The sequence below is a fragment of the Pimelobacter simplex genome, from assembly GCF_024662235.1.
Classification (GTDB): Bacteria; Actinomycetota; Actinomycetes; order Propionibacteriales; family Nocardioidaceae; genus Nocardioides.
This window is the reverse complement of sequence record NZ_CP096276.1, coordinates 2,396,366-2,413,944: the sequence shown is the minus strand read 5'-3', so window position 1 is coordinate 2,413,944 and position 17,579 is coordinate 2,396,366. Positions and strand designations below refer to the sequence as shown.

Annotated in this window: 16 protein-coding genes; 5 read left to right on the top strand and 11 right to left on the bottom strand. The window is 70.1% G+C overall.

Going from position 1 to position 17,579, the window contains the following annotated elements; all coding sequences use genetic code 11:
• Complete coding sequence (locus tag M0M48_RS11965) at window positions 1–1,122, bottom strand: hypothetical protein (protein WP_257751301.1); 1,122 nt, start codon at window positions 1,120–1,122, stop codon at window positions 1–3.
• Window positions 1,123–1,501: 379 nt separating this feature from the next.
• Here M0M48_RS11965 and M0M48_RS11960 point away from each other — a divergent pair, with 379 nt between their 5' ends.
• From M0M48_RS11960 to M0M48_RS11950, 3 genes are all read left to right on the top strand, one after another.
• A complete protein-coding gene (locus M0M48_RS11960) occupies window positions 1,502–2,491 on the top strand; it encodes a hypothetical protein (protein WP_257751300.1) in 990 nt (329 codons plus the stop codon).
• The gene (locus M0M48_RS11955; RefSeq protein WP_257751299.1) at window positions 2,484–2,939 is read left to right on the top strand and encodes a hypothetical protein; all 456 of its coding nucleotides are present in this window, start codon (window positions 2,484–2,486) and stop codon (window positions 2,937–2,939) included. The genes M0M48_RS11960 and M0M48_RS11955 overlap by 8 nt, the downstream gene beginning before the upstream one ends.
• Window positions 2,940–3,082: 143 nt before the next feature.
• Window positions 3,083–4,213, top strand: coding sequence for a hypothetical protein (locus tag M0M48_RS11950; protein WP_257751298.1), 1,131 nt, complete (start codon window positions 3,083–3,085; stop codon window positions 4,211–4,213).
• Here the strand turns inward: M0M48_RS11950 and M0M48_RS11945 are convergent.
• From M0M48_RS11945 to M0M48_RS11935, 3 genes are all read right to left on the bottom strand, one after another.
• Window positions 4,210–4,434, bottom strand: coding sequence for a hypothetical protein (locus tag M0M48_RS11945; RefSeq protein WP_257751297.1), 225 nt, complete (start codon window positions 4,432–4,434; stop codon window positions 4,210–4,212). The genes M0M48_RS11950 and M0M48_RS11945 overlap by 4 nt on opposite strands.
• Window positions 4,435–4,564: 130 nt before the next feature.
• Window positions 4,565–10,516 (bottom strand): MobF family relaxase, encoded by a 5,952-nt coding sequence (gene mobF, locus M0M48_RS11940; RefSeq protein ID WP_257759328.1) that lies wholly within the window; start codon window positions 10,514–10,516, stop codon window positions 4,565–4,567.
• Between the two features lie 336 nt (window positions 10,517–10,852).
• The gene (locus M0M48_RS11935; protein WP_257750619.1) at window positions 10,853–12,097 is read right to left on the bottom strand and encodes an IS256 family transposase; all 1,245 of its coding nucleotides are present in this window, start codon (window positions 12,095–12,097) and stop codon (window positions 10,853–10,855) included.
• Window positions 12,098–12,269: 172 nt separating this feature from the next.
• On the opposite strand from M0M48_RS11935, the gene M0M48_RS11930 reads away from it, so the two are divergent.
• On the top strand, window positions 12,270–12,653 hold the full coding sequence (locus tag M0M48_RS11930; protein WP_254069703.1) for a hypothetical protein: 384 nt from the start codon (window positions 12,270–12,272) through the stop codon (window positions 12,651–12,653).
• Complete coding sequence (locus M0M48_RS11925) at window positions 12,631–13,158, top strand: hypothetical protein (protein WP_151578577.1); 528 nt, start codon at window positions 12,631–12,633, stop codon at window positions 13,156–13,158. Before M0M48_RS11930 ends, M0M48_RS11925 begins: the two co-directional genes overlap by 23 nt.
• 61 nt (window positions 13,159–13,219) lie before the next feature.
• On the opposite strand, the gene M0M48_RS11920 is transcribed toward M0M48_RS11925, so the two are convergent.
• The 7 genes from M0M48_RS11920 to M0M48_RS11890 all read right to left on the bottom strand — a co-directional run bounded on the left by M0M48_RS11920 (window position 13,220) and on the right by M0M48_RS11890 (window position 17,463).
• A complete protein-coding gene (locus M0M48_RS11920; protein ID WP_257751295.1) occupies window positions 13,220–13,570 on the bottom strand; it encodes a hypothetical protein in 351 nt (116 codons plus the stop codon).
• Window positions 13,567–13,818, bottom strand: a complete 252-nt coding sequence (locus tag M0M48_RS11915) for a hypothetical protein (RefSeq protein WP_257751294.1) — start codon at window positions 13,816–13,818, stop codon at window positions 13,567–13,569. Before M0M48_RS11915 ends, M0M48_RS11920 begins: the two co-directional genes overlap by 4 nt.
• Window positions 13,815–14,117 carry a hypothetical protein gene (locus M0M48_RS11910; RefSeq protein WP_257751293.1) on the bottom strand — a complete coding sequence of 101 codons (303 nt, stop codon included), beginning with the start codon at window positions 14,115–14,117 and terminating at the stop codon, window positions 13,815–13,817. The genes M0M48_RS11915 and M0M48_RS11910 overlap by 4 nt, the downstream gene beginning before the upstream one ends.
• Window positions 14,114–14,365 carry a hypothetical protein gene (locus M0M48_RS11905; RefSeq protein ID WP_257751292.1) on the bottom strand — a complete coding sequence of 84 codons (252 nt, stop codon included), beginning with the start codon at window positions 14,363–14,365 and terminating at the stop codon, window positions 14,114–14,116. The genes M0M48_RS11910 and M0M48_RS11905 overlap by 4 nt, the downstream gene beginning before the upstream one ends.
• On the bottom strand, window positions 14,362–14,658 hold the full coding sequence (locus tag M0M48_RS11900; RefSeq protein ID WP_257751291.1) for a hypothetical protein: 297 nt from the start codon (window positions 14,656–14,658) through the stop codon (window positions 14,362–14,364). The genes M0M48_RS11905 and M0M48_RS11900 overlap by 4 nt, the downstream gene beginning before the upstream one ends.
• A gap of 76 nt (window positions 14,659–14,734) precedes the next feature.
• Window positions 14,735–15,760 carry a DUF932 domain-containing protein gene (locus M0M48_RS11895; RefSeq protein ID WP_257751290.1) on the bottom strand — a complete coding sequence of 342 codons (1,026 nt, stop codon included), beginning with the start codon at window positions 15,758–15,760 and terminating at the stop codon, window positions 14,735–14,737.
• A gap of 116 nt (window positions 15,761–15,876) precedes the next feature.
• On the bottom strand, window positions 15,877–17,463 hold the full coding sequence (locus M0M48_RS11890) for a ParB/RepB/Spo0J family partition protein (protein ID WP_257751289.1): 1,587 nt from the start codon (window positions 17,461–17,463) through the stop codon (window positions 15,877–15,879).
• Window positions 17,464–17,579 lie beyond the last annotated feature (116 nt).

Below are 17,579 nucleotides of genomic sequence, written 5' to 3'. Positions count from 1 at the left end.
CTAAAACATGCGCGCGATCACCGGCTCGAGCCTCTGAAGTTCGGCGTCAATCTCCCCGAGGGTGCTGTCTGGCGGGAGCTGGAAGCGGGCTCCGAAGAGACAGGACTGCGCACTTCTCGCGACCTTCATGCCCCAACCCTTTCCGAGCCAGCGCGGGGCACCGGCCGCGACAATCGTCTCCCAGTTGGCTCGATCGACCGGGTCTCCGGGTCGCGCCGCCGTGACGTGCCAAGCGCGGTCGTCCCGCGCCGCCCCGTCCTCACCAAGGACGTGCTCAGCGAACATGGCGTGGAGCTGCGCCCAGTCGAAATTGGCCGACGTATCGACGTCGTCCTGACGAAGGCCAAGCAACACGACCGGCCCGCGCAGCCGTTGCCGATAGGGCTTGGTCGGGTCCGGCTTCCACTCGAATGCCGTCATGCCTTCTTGGAGTTCGGCGGTTACCAGGTGGCCGGCTGCTCGTGACGACGTCCAGATCCGCACCGCCCACGTCCCGCCACCAGAGGACGGCTCGATGTCGTGTGGTAACCCGCACCACCCATCCAACTGACGCGATAGCCAGGCGATGCGGGCCCGAAGGGCGAGCTCCATTCCCGGGGCGTCGTCCGGGACGTCGTTCCACACGGTGTTGGCATCGACCTGGGGGACCAACAGAGGGAGCTGCAGAAGCCAGGCCCGTGCCGTCGTGGCCACCCATGCGTTCGGGCTGGATGCGTAGGCCTGGAGCACCGCCTCCCACGTCAATGACTCCCAAGGCGGCGTCCGCTGCAGGTTGACCGGGAGTCCATCGAGGTGAAGCACGCGGTGGAAGCGAGCTGCCGGAAAGGCTGCGGCGTAGCGTTCCAGCTGCTTTGGGCCAAGGTCTGAGAGCAGCTTGACCTCAATGGCAGCAGCGGCGACGCCGTCCGCCAGGAGTAGAAGATCCAACCGATCGGACTTGCGGCTCTCCTGGCCGGGGATGACGACCTCCCGCTGGACGGTCTCAAAGGTGATCCCGACGAGACTGGCCATAGGCTCCGGGTCGGAAGCGATCAATGACGCGAGCAGATCGCTCCAGCGGTTCTCGTTGGCTGCCGGTATCACGAAGGACAGGTCGGGAAGCGCAGATGCGAGCTCGTTCACGAGCCCACGCTATGTGTCGCGAATGGTTGTGTGTTGGCACTCGCGACGACTCCCCGCGGCCCTGTGGATAACTTCCGCGCCTGCGCCGTGAAAACGGAGACGATTGGCCCATGTCAACCGAACCGAACCCGCTGTCAGCGGGCGACTTGCACGCTTTGGCGGACGCCGAGTTTGGCCCCTGCCTGATCCGAGATTGCCCGACCTCGGTGTTCGCGACGACGGACCTCGAGACGCTTTGGACGCTCGACACCACCGCTGACCCTCAACCTGCGGCTCCCACGCTGTGATGGTGACTGGACACCGCGTCTGTGTCGGACCGCCCCAATAGAATCACGGGAGCTGCGAACGTCATCGCGGCCTTACCGGGGAGGAGGCGACGGTGGCTGTTCCGCGTGTCCCGTTGCTCATCTTCGCTGGGAGCGCGCTGGCGGCGGGCACAGGCGTCGTGGCTGGTGCTGCCGGTCTTGTTCAGACCGGCGTTGCTCGACGGCAGAACAAGTTGCAAGCGGCACGCTACGAGGAGCGCCACAGCACCCACCTGGAGGCCGTTGCGGTCACTAATACGGCGCTGCAGGTGTTTGGGCGGACGCAGGAAGCGGCGCAGCGCGAGGTCATCTTTCGGATGCGAGATTTCCTCGAGCGCCAGGCAAAGCAGGTTCGAGCCCACGAGCATCTGATTCTCGATGGGGTAGACGGGTCGAACACGCGGGTGGTGGGCATGGCCAGGCTCGATCCTGACGTCGCGGGATGGGTTCAAGGCATCGTCAACTCGGTCGCCGCGGGTCGCGCCACACCGGGAGCGGTTCGGGCGGGTGTCACCAAGCTGGCGAGGGCCAGCACCGGCACTCCGATCGCGGACTTGAACGGGGCAGCTGCTGAGAAGGCGACCCTGGCGTTTCTTGGCGGCGGAAGCATTCAGTCCGGTGGAGGTGGCATCAAGCTGGGGTCGACCGTGCTCAAGGTGGCGACCGTTAGTCCCATGATTCTGATCGCTGGCCTCACGGTGCTGAACCAAGGCGTCAGAGCGCGAACTGAGTCTGACGCTTTCCGGACCGATGTCGATGTGGCAATCGCGCAACTTGATGCGCGCGATGAACTCCTGCGTGGCGTCCAGGAGCGGACGCGGGAGCTGGACGAGATCCTCAGCCGATTGGCATCGCGCGCCACCGACGCCCTGGACCTGCTTGAATCGGAGCCGTTCTCCATCGACCTGCACGCACAGCGCCTCCAGGCTGCACTAGTCCTTGTGAAGGCGGTCCGAGACGTCGCCACCGCACCGGTCGCCAACGAGTCTGGCGATCTCGACGACAGCACTGATCCACTCATCTTCAAGTACCGCGATACAGCGACGGAGGCGGCAAATGGCTGATCAGAAGAACGGATCCGACGGCGCGATCGTGCCTGCGACGGCCGCCGAGGTGGTGCGCGGGGCGGTCGAAAAGGTCAGCGATCCCGAGGCCGTGGGTGCGCTCACCGAGCTCGTTGGGGCTGTGCGCGAGACCGTCCAGATCTGGGCGACCGAGAGCACGAAGCGCGAGAAGCTCAAGACGTATCGGGAGACCGAGGTCGCCAGGATCGAGTTGGCGCGAGACACCCTGCGCAACTACTTCGATCGCATCTTCGCCGAGCGCCGTGAAACCAACTCGCGACTGTTCGACAGCCTGGATCTGGCGGTCCAGTCTGGCGATGTCGCGGCGATGCAGGCCGTGGTGACCGGAATCGTCGAGGTTGCCCGTACTTCACCCCTTGCGGACCTCTGCAACATCACAGAGCTGGTTCGTGCCATGGACGACCCGAACGCCGTATTCGAGCTGTAGGACCAGCCGAACGGGAGCCGTCGTCAGCCCGTCCTCCCCGCGGATCCCTCGGCTGCTGGCCCACTCGGTGGGCGGATGCTTGTTCCTATTGTTCACCGACTGCCCCCTCGTCTGGTGCCCTCGACCGGCGCATAGTGCTGTTCATGGGCTCGGCCACCACAGTGATCCCCGCCGGCGTCATCCAGCACGACGGCATGCTCTGGAAACCACGCGAAGGCGCGACCACAACCGCTGACGAGTTCGTTGCCGCGCGGACCTTGTTCATCGAGCTCAATCATGACGCGATGTGGAATCCCTGGATCCGCGACGAGCGCGAGGCCGACATCGACGGCGCGGCCGAGATCATGGGCCAGTGGCAGCGGGCCGAACCTGGTCACCGGCCAGTGACGATCAAGCAGTGGGAGGCACAGCAGGCCCGCCGGGAACGCGCGCGGGAGAAGGAGCGTGCCAAGGACGAAGCACGCCGTGAGCGCGACAAGGAGCGCTACGACGAGCGGCGATTCAACGCCCGCCTTCGCCTGCTCGAGGTGCAGTCGCGCTTGGACTACGAAGTGACGGAGCTGACTGGCTACCGCGACGGCACGCGGTTCCCCGCCATGGACGCCAAGCGTCGCGAGCAGGGGATCCAGGAACTCGAGGGGAACGTTGAACGTCTCCAGGCCGAGGTAGACGAGCTGGTGCCCGTCGTCGGCGATCCCGAGGACGTCGTCGACGAGCACGGCTGGCTCCCAGGGGACCGGCGTCAGCACACGTGGTGGTCGTATCGGCTTGAGCGCGAGCGAAAGGTGCGCGACCTCAAGGAGAAGGTGCCGGAGTTGGAGGCCGCCCTGAAGGCGTGCACCGACAAGGCAGAGCGCAGGGAACACAGGGCCAAGCTGGCCGAAGCCAGTCGGAAACTCGACGGCCTCCTGGCAGAGGGGCCTTTCGCCGCCGAGCAGATGTGCTCTGAGTGCGCCACGCCGATGGCGCGTCACGGATGGGTCTGGCCTCCCGGATCGCCTTGTCCGGCCTGGCCTGGGTGGGCGGCACGAATGAGGGAAGCCCGACGGATGCTGGAGGAGTTCTCCAAGCGCCGTGAGGCTCAGGCGCTGCCACCTCCGAATCTCAAGCCGCAGCCTCTTGCTGTCGTCCCTTCCGGCCTGCCCATTGCCGAGGTCGTCGCCAAGCTCAGCGAGCTCCAGCAGCAGTACCCGGACGCCGAAGTCCGGCGCGGCCGGGCCAATCGGTGGGAACTGTGGGCGCCAGCGGTAGCCGAGTTAGAGACCGAGAACTAGCTGTTCGGCTCTCCTGTCGAATACCGCTTCACGATCGCCCGCACCGTCTCGACATGGACCCCATAGACGCGAGCCAGCTCCTTCTTGAATGCGCCCTCGCGGTGACGCTGCACCAGCTCCCGCTGCTGACTGTCCGACAGGCGGACTTGTCGCTGCCGCACGGGTGCGCCGCTGTTCCCGGCTGACCCGGCGCTGACCTGCGACTTCTTGCCGCTCAGCATCCGGGCCAACGGGGGAGTGGGGTTCGATAGTTGTCCTGTTAGGTCCACCTGAGCGGACAAACGGCAGAGGACGGGAAGTCGTGTCGGCGCGTCATAGTGGGCGGTTCGTCCCGGTGACCTCGCAGAACCGTCAGCGGCTGCGAGGCGTCCGTGTTTTGTGCTCGGACGGCCCTCCCCGCGGGTCATTCGATCCACGGAACCGCGACATGACATCCGGTGGAGGTGAGTCTTCGATCGGGAGCTCGAGGCGACGTACGAGCCGGTAGCGGAGCGCGCGCGCGGGGCTGTCGCCCAGCGGCTTCTCAGCGACCAGGCCGCGCGTGACGGCGCCGACGTCGTGACCCTGTTCGTGGGCCCCCTGCAGCATCGCTGCGGTGGCCGGCCAGTCGCCCTGCTCGAGCAGACGCGAGTCGAGCTCGCGGGCCAGCGGAGCCCACCGCTCGGCCGGGGCCTGCTCGGCCGCGGCCGAGAGACGGGCGCGGACCTCGCTGCTCTTGTGGAGCTCGGCCAACGCCGCCTTGCGCGGGTCGGCATCCCAACTCCTGACCGCATCGCGGAGGTCTCGGCGCGCCTGCATCTGCGAGAGCTGCAGGCGCGCCCTGATTTGGTTGACACCCGGCTCCCAAGCGCGGCTGGGACGGGCCGAGAGGATCCTCATGGCCGCGACTCGCGCCTGCTCGGAGGCGAGGTTGTCGAGCCTCTCGGTGAGCAGCTGGTCGCCCAGCGAGCGGAAGGCCGGCTGGCCGCTGGCCACCGCCGCCGTGAGCGCTGCAGGCCCGCGCTGCGCGAGCAGGTCGGCGGGGTCCTGACCGTCGGGGAACCGGGCGTAGCCGGGGTCCAGGCCGTGCGGGGTGAGCATCCAGAAGTCGCGCTCGGCCGCGACCTGGCCGGCGAGGTCGGCATCGGTGGCCACGATCGGGTCGCGGCCCACCGCTGCCAGCTGGGCGGCCTGCTCGTCGGTCAGCGACGTGCCGAGCGGCGCCACACCGAGGTAGAGGCCGTGGCTGGCGAGCGTGACCGCCACGGCGTCCATCGGGCCCTCGACGATCACCGGGACCGCACCCTCGGCGAGGAGCTCGTCGACGACACCGAACAGCTGAGCGCCCTTGTGGAACAGCGGGGTGTCGGCAGTGTTGAGGTATTTCGGGCCGCCCTTGTCGGCGTCGGTGAGGTCGGGCCGACGGCGGCCGACGAAGCCGAGCACTTCGCCCTGGTGGATGACCGGGAACGTGACCCGGTCGCGGAACCGGTCGATGAGGCGCCCGGTGCTGGCCTCGGTCGCGACACCGGTGGCCACCATCTCGGTGTCGCTGACACCGCGGCCGCGCAGGTGGTCGACCAGGTTGGTCCACCCGGCCGGAGCCTGCCCTGGGCGGAACCGCTCGTCGCCGGCGAGGTCGACTCCGAACCGTCCGGTGAGGTAGTCGCGGCCCCACGAGTCGGCGAACCGGTCCTCGAAGAAGGCCTGCGCCATGTCGTTGATCTCGAGCATGCGCTCACGCGAGACGGGGGAGGAGTGCCACTCGTCGGCCCGCTGGTACATGAGCCGCAGGTCGGCGTCGGTGGGCTCCAGCCGACTGCCGCCGAGGTCGCGGATGTAGGCGGCCAGGGTCAGGTCGGGCTCGACGAACTGGTCCTCGTCGACGTCGATCGGGTCGCCGGCGTCGACGTCGACCAGGTGCTCGTCGACCGCATCGACCAGCTGCTCGTCGTACGGGCCCGGGTCCTCGGCGAGCGGCCAGTCGGCCCAGTCGAGGTCGGTGGCGTGGTCGACGAGCGTTGCCGGGTCCGGCTCGATCCCATCCCACAGGTCCGCGGGCGGCTCGTCGAAGTGGTACTCGTGCGCGGGCTCGTCGGGGGCGGTCTCGAGCGCGATCGAGGTCCGCCAGACCAGCGCCTGGCACTCGTCAATCCCGTCGAGCTCGTGGTCCCAGCCGTCGCTCGTGACATCACCTTGGGCCCGCCCTGCACCCAGCAGGGCCTCGACCTGCCAGCCGCGCCGCACGCCGTGGTCCACGTTCGCCACCAGCGCGGGCCACCAGGTGCTGGCCTGGATGCTCGCGGCGCGCTCGGGACCGAACAGTTCCACGAGTCGCGGCGTCCACTCGGTGGTGACGCTCTCGCCGTGGGAACCGTCGCCGATCTGGGAGGCCACCGCCGGGGTGAGCTGACGGGCCATGCGCCACCACACGGCCGCCGCGGCGTGCTCATCGGGCAGCGGCCCGGCGGGGTGGTTGGGGGCAGTGGCGGTGCGCAGCAGTTCGTGCGCGGTGACGCCGGCGCGGGACATCGCGGCTAGGCGCTCGGCGAGCAGGGGGGTGAACTCGTCGTCGCGGGCCTGCGGGGCGAGGGAGTAGAGCAGTTGGCGCCATTCCTTGAGCGCGGGCGTGGGATCGCCGGTGACGGCGCGGTTGAGTCGTCGCTGCCAGGTCGCGGAGGCCTTCTGCAGCTGCGGTGCGCCGGTGGGGCGCCGGTCGTCGACCGGGACCTGCATGGCGGCTCGCCAGACTTCGACGTCGGCCACTGTGGCGGCCTCGGGCCGCAGACCGTTCTGCGCCCACACCGGCAGCGACGACTGCTCGGCGGCGCGGGTGTGGACCTGCTCGGCGAGCTGCTCGACCAGGTGCGCGCGCTGGGAGAGGTAGGCACCCCAGTGCGGGTCCTCCGCCAGGCGGGCCGGGACTGCGGGCATCCACGGCAGCGGGCCGGCGCCGGCGTTGCGCAGGCCCGAGGCGTCCAGGCGCCAGTCGAGGACCGCGGCGCGGTCGTGTGCGCTCTCCAGCTCCCGGTCGCTGGCCGCGGCCCGGAGCGCGTCGACCGGGTTCTCGCCGGCGGCGCCGAGCAGCAGCAGGTGGGCCCGCAGGGTCGGCCAAGCGGCCTCCTCCGAGAGGCCGGGGACGAGCGTCTCGACCGCGTTGTCCAGGGCGTCGACCACGTTGACCGGGGTGCCGTCGGCGCCGGCGATCGTGTCGTGGCGCAGCAGGTCCTCGGCGGCGACGTAGAGGCTGTCGAGGTAGCGCTGGGCAGCCTCGCCGAGCCGAGTGGCCGGGTCGGCCTGCTCGCGGATCAGGCTGGTCGCGGACCGCTGTGTGTCGTCTCGCGCCAGCATCGACTCGAGGATGTCGGTCGGCGTGAGCGGCCGGACCAGGGTCGGGTGGATCACCGAGTGCGGGTCGCCGTCGCCGACCACCTCGAGGTAGACGTGGTTCGCGTGCGCGCCGCGGGTCATCATCGTGTAGAGCTGCTGGCGCGACTCGCTGCCGGTGGCCAGGCCGTGCATCGTGTCGGCGGTGACGCCCTGCGCGGTGTGCACGGTGCACGCGTAGCCGAGCTCGGTGGATCGCGCGACGTAGTCAGCGGGCAGCCGCACGGTGCGGCCGTGCTGGGTGTGCTGGACGGTCAGCTCGCCGCCGTCGTGGATCTCCAGCACGTTCCAGCGGTCGCCGTTCTTGACCCAGTCGGTGGCCGAGGTGCGCAGGCGACGGTCGTTCTCACGGGTGATGATCAGCTCGCCGATCGAGGCCTCGTTGCCGTCCGCGAGACGGCGAACCGGGCCGCTGGCGGCGACGTCGGCCGGGTCGATCCCCTCGAGCCGGTGGGCGCGGGCCTGCTGGTTCAGCTCGCTGACCAGGTCGCGGGTGGGGGCGAGCATGATCGAGTCCAGACCGGCGCCGCGGTCGGCCTGCCAGGCCGCGAACACGTCCTCGGTCATGGTGGCCAGGTCACCGACATGGACCCGGTCGCGGTCGAGGTAGAAGCCGAGCGACTCGGTCTTGCCCTCGCGCAGCGCGAGCGAGGCGGCACCCTCGGCGGGGTCCTTGAACCGGACGAGCTCGGTCAGCTGCAGCGCTCCGTGGGTGGCGCGGATGTCGCGCAGCACGCCGCCGGCGCCGATCGCGGAGAGCTGCTGGTCGTCGCCGATCAGCCGGACGCTGCCGCCGCGCTCGAGGATGTAGGAGACCGCCGCGTCCAGCGAGAGGGTGTCGGCCATCCCGGCCTCGTCGATGACCACGAGGGTGGAGGAGTCGATGCCGGCGACCCAGGCGGGCATCGCGGCGCCGGACTCGCGAGCCTGCTCGAGGGAGTGGGTCAGCTTGGCCAGGGTGTCGGTCTGGGTGTCGATCTGGGAGCGCAGCGCGTCCGCGGCCGCCGCTGAGGGAGCCAGACCGATGATGGTGCCGCCACCGTCAGCCCAGGCGCTGGCCAAGGCGCGCATCGCGGTGGTCTTGCCGGATCCGGCGGGCGCGATCGCCAGCTGCAGTCGAGCGCCGGAGGTGGCCATCTCACGGACCAGCGTGGCCTGTCCGGCGTTGAGGGTGATGCCGTTGGCGGTCGACTCGAGCAAGGCCATGTCGACCGAGGACGCCTCGACGGCGTACCCGTCATGGCGGCCGGCGGCCTCGACCAGGCGCTCCTCGGCGGCCAGCACTTTGCCCGAGGTGAACAGCTCGGCGCCGCTCTGGGTGTAGACCGAGGCCCCGTCCGCTCGCCGCAGCTCGACCGGTTCACTGATGGTGTCCCAGGGACGGGCCATGCTCACCGAGCGGTCGTCGAGGACCTCGCTGACGAGCAGGTCGACGACCTGGGGGACCTGGTTGGTGGGTACGTTGGCTCCCCGGACCTGCCGCTGGGCCTCGGCGTAGACGTGCCAGAACTGCCAGGTGCTGCGACCTCCCTCCATCGTCGACACGATCCGGTCGGTGGTCTTGGCGAACCAGGCCGAGTCGGCCAGCGACCGCGCTGCGCCCTTCGGGTTCAGCGCCCCGTGGACCATCTGCTTGACCCGCTGAGGGGTGCCGAGGACCTCGACGGCCTCGCGGCTCCAGGTCTCGCGCTGCTCGGCCAGCGAGCGCGGCTCGTGCTTGGCCTCGCGGGTCTCCAGCGTCGCCTGCTGGGACAGCTGGATGGTCTCTACCGGCGTGGGCGGCCGCCCGTGGGTGGCCTGGAACGCGGCTGCGAGGACCTTGCGGCGGTCCTCGACGCTGAGCCGGCGCTTGGAGAACCGCCGGTTCAGGTCGGGGGCGACGCCGACGATCTCGCGTACCGGCCGCTTGCGGGTGTCGCCGCCGTCGATGCCGTTCGGCTCCTCGAACCGCACGCCGAGGGCGTCGACCAGGTGCCGCTCGAGTGCGGTGTTGTAGGTCTCCGACGCGGAGACGACCGCCTTGTGGAGTGGCCGGCCGTCGATGGCCAGCCACGTGCCGTCGAGCGTCTGGACCTTGTTCGCCACCGCGACGTGGGTGTGCAGATCGGGGTCGCCCGCACGGGAGTCGCGGTGGGTGAACGCCGTGGCCACCAGGCCTCGGACGTCGACCTGGCGCACGCCGTTGGTGCCCCGGCGGGTGAACAGTGCCTTGGACTCGATGAAGCCCAGCGCGTCCTTGATGGCCGCCTGGTGGGCCCGCTCGATCACCGCGGCGGTCTTCGGGTCAGAGATCGCCCACAGCACCGAGACGCTCTTGACCGGGGAGAAGGTCAGGTCGTAGCCGGCCACGGCGTTGGTCTTCGGGCGGGAATGCTTGGCGATCGCGGCGGCCAGCTCTCGTGCGTCGGTGGGCTCGCGGCCGTGCTCGGCACGGAAGAACTCGGTGCTGACCTCGGTGCGGACCTTGGCCCGGTCGGCCGCGGGGACCGGCCAGTCACCCGGCAGGCCGGCGGCCTCGTTGATGGCCGCGATGCGCTTGGCGACCTCGATCCGGAACGGGCTGATGTCGTTCTCGTAGACCTTGTACGGCGTGCCAAGCAGGCGGGCCGTCCTATAGTCCGCATCGGTCGGCCGGTCGACACCCCCGCCTTCGATGGGGCGGCCGATGCGCAGGTCCAGCTCCTTGGTCCGCTGGGTGGCCAGCGGGTGGTGACCGGAACCGAACAGGCTCTGCATGTGGTCGGCGGTGACGATGTCGCCGGCGTCGAGCCCTTCGAGTCCCTCCATCCCGGAGCCGACCCACACGCCAGGGGTCTCGCCCTTCTCGGTGTAGTAGCTCGCCAGCCCGGTGTGGCCCTTGACGGTGGCGTCCATCGCTGCGACCTGGCGGGTCAGGTAGTCGTACCCCGACCCCGCCGTCAGCTTGTGGAGGCTCATCGTCACAGTCACCTACGTGCGCGCGGGTGCGCGGTGCGATCACTTCCGGCCGGATTTCTAGTGTGTTCTTTCTATTCGGAGAACCGAGAATGCAAGAGGTGTGTGGCACTTGGGAGGTCGCGGAAATCTGGGGGGACGCTGAGGGGCGTGGGTCACGGCTGAGGCGTCGGGTTCGGACTGGCTGGGCTCGTCGGGTCTGGCTGGGCTGGATCGGGGGTCGAGGTCGGTGGGTTTGGAAGGTTCTTGGCCGGGGGTGATCGCACGGGGACCGGGATTTGTCGTGGTCAAGTCCGCTGGGGTGGTGTACGAGGTTGATCCCTCGGTTGGGCGTGTCGGTCAGGCTGTGAGGGCCTGGAGTTCGGGTTCGGTCACCTCCTCGACGACGCAGGTGTCGACGGCCTGGGCGCGGGCGAGGACGTCGAGTCCGAGGTAGCGGCGGCCTTCGGCCCACTCGTCGTGCTGCTCGGCCAGGACGGCGCCGACGAGCCGGATGATGCTGGCCCGGTCGGGAAAGATCCCGACCACGTCGGTTCGCCTGCGGATCTCGCGGTTGAGGCGCTCGTTGGGGTTGTTGGACCAGATCTGGCGCCAGATCTCCTTCGGGAACGCGGTGAAGGCGAGGATGTCGGCACGAGCGTCCTCCAGATGCTCGGCCACCTTGGGGAGCTTCTCGGCCAGGGCGTCGACGACCCGGTCGAACTGGGCGTGGACAGCGTCGGCGTCGGGCTGGTCGTAGATCGAGTGCAGCAGCGCCTTGACCCAGCCCCACGAGGACTTCGGCGTCGCCGACATCAGGTTCGCCGCGTAGTGGGTTCGGCAGCGCTGCCACGAGGCGCCGGGCAACGTGGCGCCGATCGCGGCCACCAGCCCGGCGTGGGCGTCGCTGGTGACGAGCTTGACCCCGGCCAGGCCGCGGGCGGTCAGATCCCTCCAGAAGGCCAGCCACCCGGCGCCGTCCTCGCTGCTGGTGACCTGCACGCCGAGGATCTCGCGGTGCCCGTCGGCGTTGACGCCGGTGGCGACCAGCACGTGGACCGGCACCACCCGGCCACCTTCGCGGACCTTGAGCACCAACGCGTCGGCGGCCACGAAGGTGAACGGCCCGGCCTCCTCCAGCCGTCGGGTGCGGAACTGCTCGACGTGCTCGTCGAGTTCCTTGGCCATCACCGAGACCTGGCTCTTGGACAGGCCGGTGATGCCGAGGGTCTGCACCAGCTTGTCCATCCGCCGCGTCGAGACGCCGAGCAGGTAACAGGTCGCGACCACACTGGTCAGTGCCCGCTCTGCTCGCTTGCGGCGCTCCAGCAGCCACTCGGGGTACAGCGAACCGGTGCGCAGCTTGGGAACCGCGACGTCCAGAGTGCCGACGCGGGTGTCGAGGTCGCGGTGCCGGTAGCCGTTGCGGGAGTTGACGCGCTCCATGCTGCGTTCGCCGTAGCCGGCGCCGCACACCGCGTCGGCCTGCGCCGAGAGCAGCGCATTGACGAACGTGGTGAGCAGGTCCCGCATCAGATCAGGACTGGCCTGGGACAGCTGCTCGTTCAGGAACTGTGCAGGGTCGATACTGGGTCCAGCGGTCATCGTCGTGGTCCTTCTTCGAGTCGGTTTTCGCAGATCACTCGAAGGATCCACCCGGTGGCCGCGCCTACGTTGGAGGCACGCGCTCACTCAGGTCCGTCGTACACCACTCTGCTGGACTCCACTTTTGTCGTAGGTGACTGTCAGAGTCCATGTCGACACGAGTGAGGACCGGATGAGTCAGCAGACGATCAAGCAGCAGGCGCGGCGTACGGCGCGGGAGATGGCCGAGAAGCGGCGCAAGGAGCGCGAGGAGCGGGAGCGCCGGGTGATCGACCTGGCCGAGCAGGTCATGGTCGCGATCGGTGAGCGTGACGCGGCGGTGGCCGAGACCGAGAAGCGCGCCGGTGAGGCGCTGCGGGAGTTGACCGAGGCTGAGGGCCTGTCGCTGGGCGAGGCCGTCGAGTGGTGCGGCGAGACCGTGACCGTGCGCGAGGCGACGCGGCTGCGGCGGCTCGCCAGTGAGCCCCAGGGCAGCGACGGCGACCAGGGCGGCGACGGCGTGGCGCTGGCGACCGCTGGGAGTGGGGGAGCGGGTGCCGGTTCGTCGGCTGGATGACGCCGGCCTCGCGGCGGTCGCGGCCGCGATCAGTGATCCGGCGGTGCTCGCGCGGTATCGGGCGAAGGTCGCCACGGTGCCGGGCAGTGAGTGCCTGTGGTGGACCGGAGCGGTCTCGGGCCGGTCCGAGCGTGAGCGCACCGACGGCGGTGGCCATGGTCGGTTCTGGTACGCGCCGGGGCGGGTGATCATCGCGCACCGGTTCGCGTTCGCGGTGATGCACGGCGTGGACGCCCTCGCGGAGGCGCGTCTGCTCGGGCACCGCTGTCACAACCCGCTGTGCCAGCGGATCGCGCCGGAACATGTCGTGGTCTCGACGGCGCGCAAGAACCGGCAGGAGTGGGCCGTCCAACGGCGGCTGCCCTACAGCCCGCTGGCCGACCCGCGTGGGCCGCGACGGCGGGCGCGGGAACTGCGCGACCTGGCGCGTGAGGACCCGCAGCTCGTAGCCGACGACCTCGCGCGGCTCCAGGAACTGCTGGGCGAGCAACTGCCCCTGTGGTGACCAGCCCGACGCAGAAGGCCGCCCGCACCGGCGATGGTGCGGGCGGCCTTGCGGTTGTTGGTCAGGCTGGGTCACCGTCGAGGAGCCGACCGAGCGTCTCCCACAAGTCGAGGTAGCCGTCAGCGTCCTCGGGCGACTGCTCGCCCCACTTGGCGTGCAGGTCGCGGATGCGGTCGAGTCGGTCAAGCCGGTCGGGGAGTGCGTCGAGGGCGGCGGCCATGAACTCGACATCGGCGGCGTGGCCGGTGGTCTTGAGGCCGAGCCGGTGGTGATGGCCGGTGTAGTAGGCCACGAGAATGTTGTCGGGAATCAGGGCGTCGGCGGCGGTGGCGCGGATCTTGTCACCGTCCGGAGTCCACGGGCCGGGGGTTGCGCGGGCCTCCAGGGCGCGGAGCGCAGCGTCGTCGCTCATGCTGGCTGGTTCTCCCGCGCGGTCGCGGCGGCGAGGTCGAGCCGCCCGGATGCGGCGGTCGCCACGGCGGTGATCCGGGCGGCCAGCGCCCGCAACTCGGCGGGTGTGCCCTGGATCGCGATCACGTCGTCACCGGCCAGCGTCAAGACTGGCTGGCGGTGTTCACCGGCACCCACCCAGTCCTCGCCGGGGGTGAACACCTGGACGCTCGTCTCTCGGGCTGCCAGCCACTCGATGTGCGCGCTCACGGGGTCACCTCGGCGGGTTCGGTGCCGATGAGGCGGCGGAACGCCTCCACGTCGGCCTCGAGGGAGAACAGGCGGCGTCGGTGCTTGTCGCTCTCGGCGGCGACCTCGCCCAGGACATCCGCGAGGCCCTCCAGGAAGGCCACGACTGCGTCGGCGGTGACGGGCTCACGCATCGCAGTCCAGGGCTTGGGGACGCGCTCGGTGGCGGCGTAGGGCATCGCGGTCATGGCGGCGAGGATGCGGCGCTGGTCGCGCTCGCTGATCACGGTCGTGGTTGCAGCTGCGTCGTGCTTGGTCATGACTGCTCCTGTTCGGTGGTGCGGTGGGTGTGCTCGGCGTGCAGGGCGTCCAGCGCAGTGGCGACGCTGGACAGGGCCGCGTCCAGGTGGGTGCGGGCGGTCTCGGGGGTCCAGCGGCGCACGTCGCGCAGCCGGTGCTCGATGACGATCAGGTCGCAGGCCGCCTCGCTGAGGGAGCGCCGGTCCCGGTCTTCGGTGGGGTCGGCGCTGGCCGCGACGTCGGCAGCGGTGGCGGTCGGCTGGCTCATCGCAGCACGTCCTCGACTGCGCGGCGCTTGGCCTCGTCGAGGGTGGCGGTGCGCATGCCCCAGCGCTGGCCGTAGCCGCCGTCGATGTCGGCGTAGAACCCCGGCGCGAGGTAGGTCACACAGTCGCCGGGGGTGATCCGGATCAGGTAGATGCGCCCGTGCGCGTGGGCGCTGGCGGTGTGCGCGGTCCAGCGTCCCGGCCAGCGGTCGTCGGCGTCTGCGGCGTGCCACTCCACCGGTGTGCTGTCGGGCGTCGTCTGTGCGGCGCTGGCGGTGGTGGTCGTGTCGGTCATGGCTCCTCCTTCGGTTGGGCCGGTGGCGGGCCGGACTCGGGGTCTCAGCCCGCCACCGGAGGAATTGGCAGGGCGGTCAGGCCGGGGCGAGCGCGGTCCAGGCGCGGCGCTTGATCCGGTCGGGGTCGTCGCTGGTGAGCACCCGTGTGGCCCGGGCGGCGTGCTCGTCGCCCTTGGTGCGGACCGGGGCGTAGTGGTCGACGTACTCGGCCACGGCCTGGTAGCCGGCCCACGCGGTGTCGCGGATGCCGGCCTGCGTGTCGGCGTCGGCGAACAGCCAGTGCAACCGGGAGCGGCGGCGGCGCTCGGTCTCGCGGACCCGCTTGGTGGCGTTGGCCTCGGCCTTGCCGAACGTGGCGTCGATCAGGGCGTCGAACGCGGCGTCGGTCATGGTCTGCTGGATCAGCGCCTCGGCCTCGACCTGGAACGCGTCCACGTAGGAGAACGTCAGCCCGAGCGCGTCGCGGGCGGCCTGCACGGCGGCCTTGGCGTTGCGGGTGTGGCGGATCGAGAACGACGACTCGTGGTTGCGCAGGGCCGCGCTCTGGGTGTTCGCGCACACGACGCGTACCGGGGTGACGAGGATGCGGAACGCGCTGGACCCGTCGTGGCTGTTGAGCGCGGCGATGTTGAGGTCGACGCGGTCGGTGCCGCCGACCGTGAGCGAGTCCGGCAGCTGCATGGTGATGAACACCTGCCGACCGCCGCGCAGCGACCCGGCGGTGTCGAAGATCGCGCCAGACTCGTCGGCCAGCAGGTTCAGGAACTCGGCGTGGTCCTCGTTCTGCAGCGGCGTGTAGCCGCCACCCACGACGCCGAGCGCCTCGGGCTCGCCGGTGAACGGGTTGGTGCGCACCGTGGCGAAGCCGGGGACCTCGATCGCGGTGACGCCGCCCTCACTCACCTCGGCAGTGGTGAGCGGCAACTTGCGGACGTCCCAGCCACCCAGGTGACCGAGCCGCATGGCCTCCTCGGCGGTGAACGCGCGGTCGCGGACGGTGACGCCCAGGCGGTGCCAGGCGTCCTTGCGGGCGAAGACGGCAGCGGCCAGCGGCCCCTGCGGCGCCTGCGGCGCCTGGTGGGTCTCGATCTCGTGTGACATGTCGGGGTCCTCCCGGGTAGCGGGTCAAACGAACTGAGTTCATTCTATGGTTTCTATTCCACTGAGGGCGGTTCTCCACAGGGAAAACCGCCCTCAGGTGGGGGAGGGGTGACGGATCAGGCGGCGCTGTCGCTGGCCTCGTCGGCGTTGTCGTCGGCGTCCTCGGTGGTCGGCTGCTGCTCCTCGCCGAGGAGGATCCGCTCGACCTCGCTGGGCTGGTAGCCCCACTCCACGAGCGCGCCGAGCACGCGGGCATCCAACGCGCTCGGGTTGCGCCACGAGTGCTTGCCGGTCGTCGCCTCCCACGCCGCGACGACCGCCGCGAGCGTGGTCATGGTCGCGGCCTTCGGCGTGCCCGCGTTGGTGGCGATCTTGCGGCACTCGTAGTGGCCAGCGCCGTAGTAGCCGGTCGGCCGCTCGACCCCGAGCAGGGTGAAGAGCATCGGGTGGCGGTGGTCCATGGCCTTGCTCAGCGAGTGGTGGCCGGTGACGACGGCCTCGCAGATCAGGGCCTCGGCTCCCTTCGGGGCGGTCTTGCGGGCCACGAACCCGGCCAGCCACTCGCGCCGCACCGTCTCCGCGCTCGCCCACGCCTTGTTGTTGGCAATCACGCGGCGGCGCTCTTGGCGCTGCTGCTCGCGCTGCGCCTCGGCCTCCTCCTCGTTCTCGCCCTCGTCGCTGCTGTCGGCGGTGCTGCTGCCGGAGCCGCCGCGACGACGCAGGCCGGAGGCGGCGAGGTCGGTCACGACCCAGACCGGCACGTACTGCTGGTAGGGCTCGGCGGGCTCGTAGTCCTCGCTCTCCTCGTCGCTGCCGTCCTCGCTCTCCTTGTCGTACTCGTCCTCGGGGTAGACCCACTCCTTGACGACGTGGACGCGAGCGCCGGGGACGTTGGGCCACTCCTCCTCGGCCAGCGGCTCGCCGTTCTCGGTGACTAGCCGCTCGATGCGCAGCACCTCGTCGGCCTGCTCGACTTCCTCGGCGGTCAGGACCGGCAGGCCCTCGGTGCGCAGGCGCTCGACCTCGGCGGCGTCGGCCTCGCGCTCGGCGGCCTCGTCGCGCAGCCGCTGGGCCTCGTGGGCGAGCGAGCGCCGCCACCGCTTGGCGTTCTCCAGCCGCTCGACGGCGTCGGGGTCGTGCTCGAACTCGGCGAAGATCGCGGCCTCTTCCAAGGTCAGGTCGCCGGAGTCGAGGCGGTTGCGGCTCTGGTCGGCGTTGGTGACAGCCAGGGCGGCGTTCACGGTCGGGCGGTCGATGCTGGTGCGCTTTGCGATCTGCGCGGCGCTCACGCCGAGCAGGGCCAGCTGCTCCACGCCCGCGACGATCTCGGCCTCGCACATCCCGGCCCGGTGGATGTTCTCGACCATCTGGTCACCGATCCGGTCGGCCTCGCCGGGCTGGGGGACGACCCGGGCCGGGATCAGACCGGTGGGGGTGCCGACCTCGGCGGCGGTCACCGTACGCCGCTGGCCACGCAGCAGGACGTACTGCCCGTCCTCGTCGCGGTAGACTGTGATGGCCTCCAGCACGCCGCGCTCCTTGATCGACTTGCGGAACTCCTTGTGGTCGGGCCGCAGGTCGGTGCGGACGTTGGTGCCGATGATGATCGCGGCGGGGTCGAGGTGCAGGAACTCCTCGGACTGGACGGCCTCGGTGGCCTCGTCGGCGGCGGTGTCGGCCGGGGCCTGGATGGTGTCGGTCATGCTGCTGTCCTCCATGAGTAGAATAGAAAGAACTGACATGACCTAGTCTCCCAGCGTGGGCCGACGCCTGCCGGGCCACAGCGCGACCCTGTGGAAAGGTGGGCACGTCTGACGAG

Excerpts from the sequence above, each read along its gene's own strand:
- mobF (WP_257759328.1), bottom strand. The coding sequence starts at position 10,516 with ATGAGCCTCCACAAGCTGACGGCGGGGTCGGGGTACGACTACCTGACC.
- M0M48_RS11905 (WP_257751292.1), bottom strand. The coding sequence starts at position 14,365 with ATGAGCCAGCCGACCGCCACCGCTGCCGACGTCGCGGCCAGCGCCGAC.
- M0M48_RS11900 (WP_257751291.1), bottom strand. The coding sequence starts at position 14,658 with ATGACCGACACGACCACCACCGCCAGCGCCGCACAGACGACGCCCGAC.
- M0M48_RS11955 (WP_257751299.1), top strand. The coding sequence starts at position 2,484 with ATGGCTGATCAGAAGAACGGATCCGACGGCGCGATCGTGCCTGCGACG.
- M0M48_RS11930 (WP_254069703.1), top strand. The coding sequence starts at position 12,270 with ATGAGTCAGCAGACGATCAAGCAGCAGGCGCGGCGTACGGCGCGGGAG.
- M0M48_RS11950 (WP_257751298.1), top strand. The coding sequence starts at position 3,083 with ATGGGCTCGGCCACCACAGTGATCCCCGCCGGCGTCATCCAGCACGAC.
- M0M48_RS11910 (WP_257751293.1), bottom strand. The coding sequence starts at position 14,117 with ATGACCAAGCACGACGCAGCTGCAACCACGACCGTGATCAGCGAGCGC.
- M0M48_RS11890 (WP_257751289.1), bottom strand. The coding sequence starts at position 17,463 with ATGACCGACACCATCCAGGCCCCGGCCGACACCGCCGCCGACGAGGCC.
- M0M48_RS11920 (WP_257751295.1), bottom strand. The coding sequence starts at position 13,570 with ATGAGCGACGACGCTGCGCTCCGCGCCCTGGAGGCCCGCGCAACCCCC.
- M0M48_RS11935 (WP_257750619.1), bottom strand. The coding sequence starts at position 12,097 with ATGACCGCTGGACCCAGTATCGACCCTGCACAGTTCCTGAACGAGCAG.
- M0M48_RS11945 (WP_257751297.1), bottom strand. The coding sequence starts at position 4,434 with ATGCTGAGCGGCAAGAAGTCGCAGGTCAGCGCCGGGTCAGCCGGGAAC.
- M0M48_RS11895 (WP_257751290.1), bottom strand. The coding sequence starts at position 15,760 with ATGTCACACGAGATCGAGACCCACCAGGCGCCGCAGGCGCCGCAGGGG.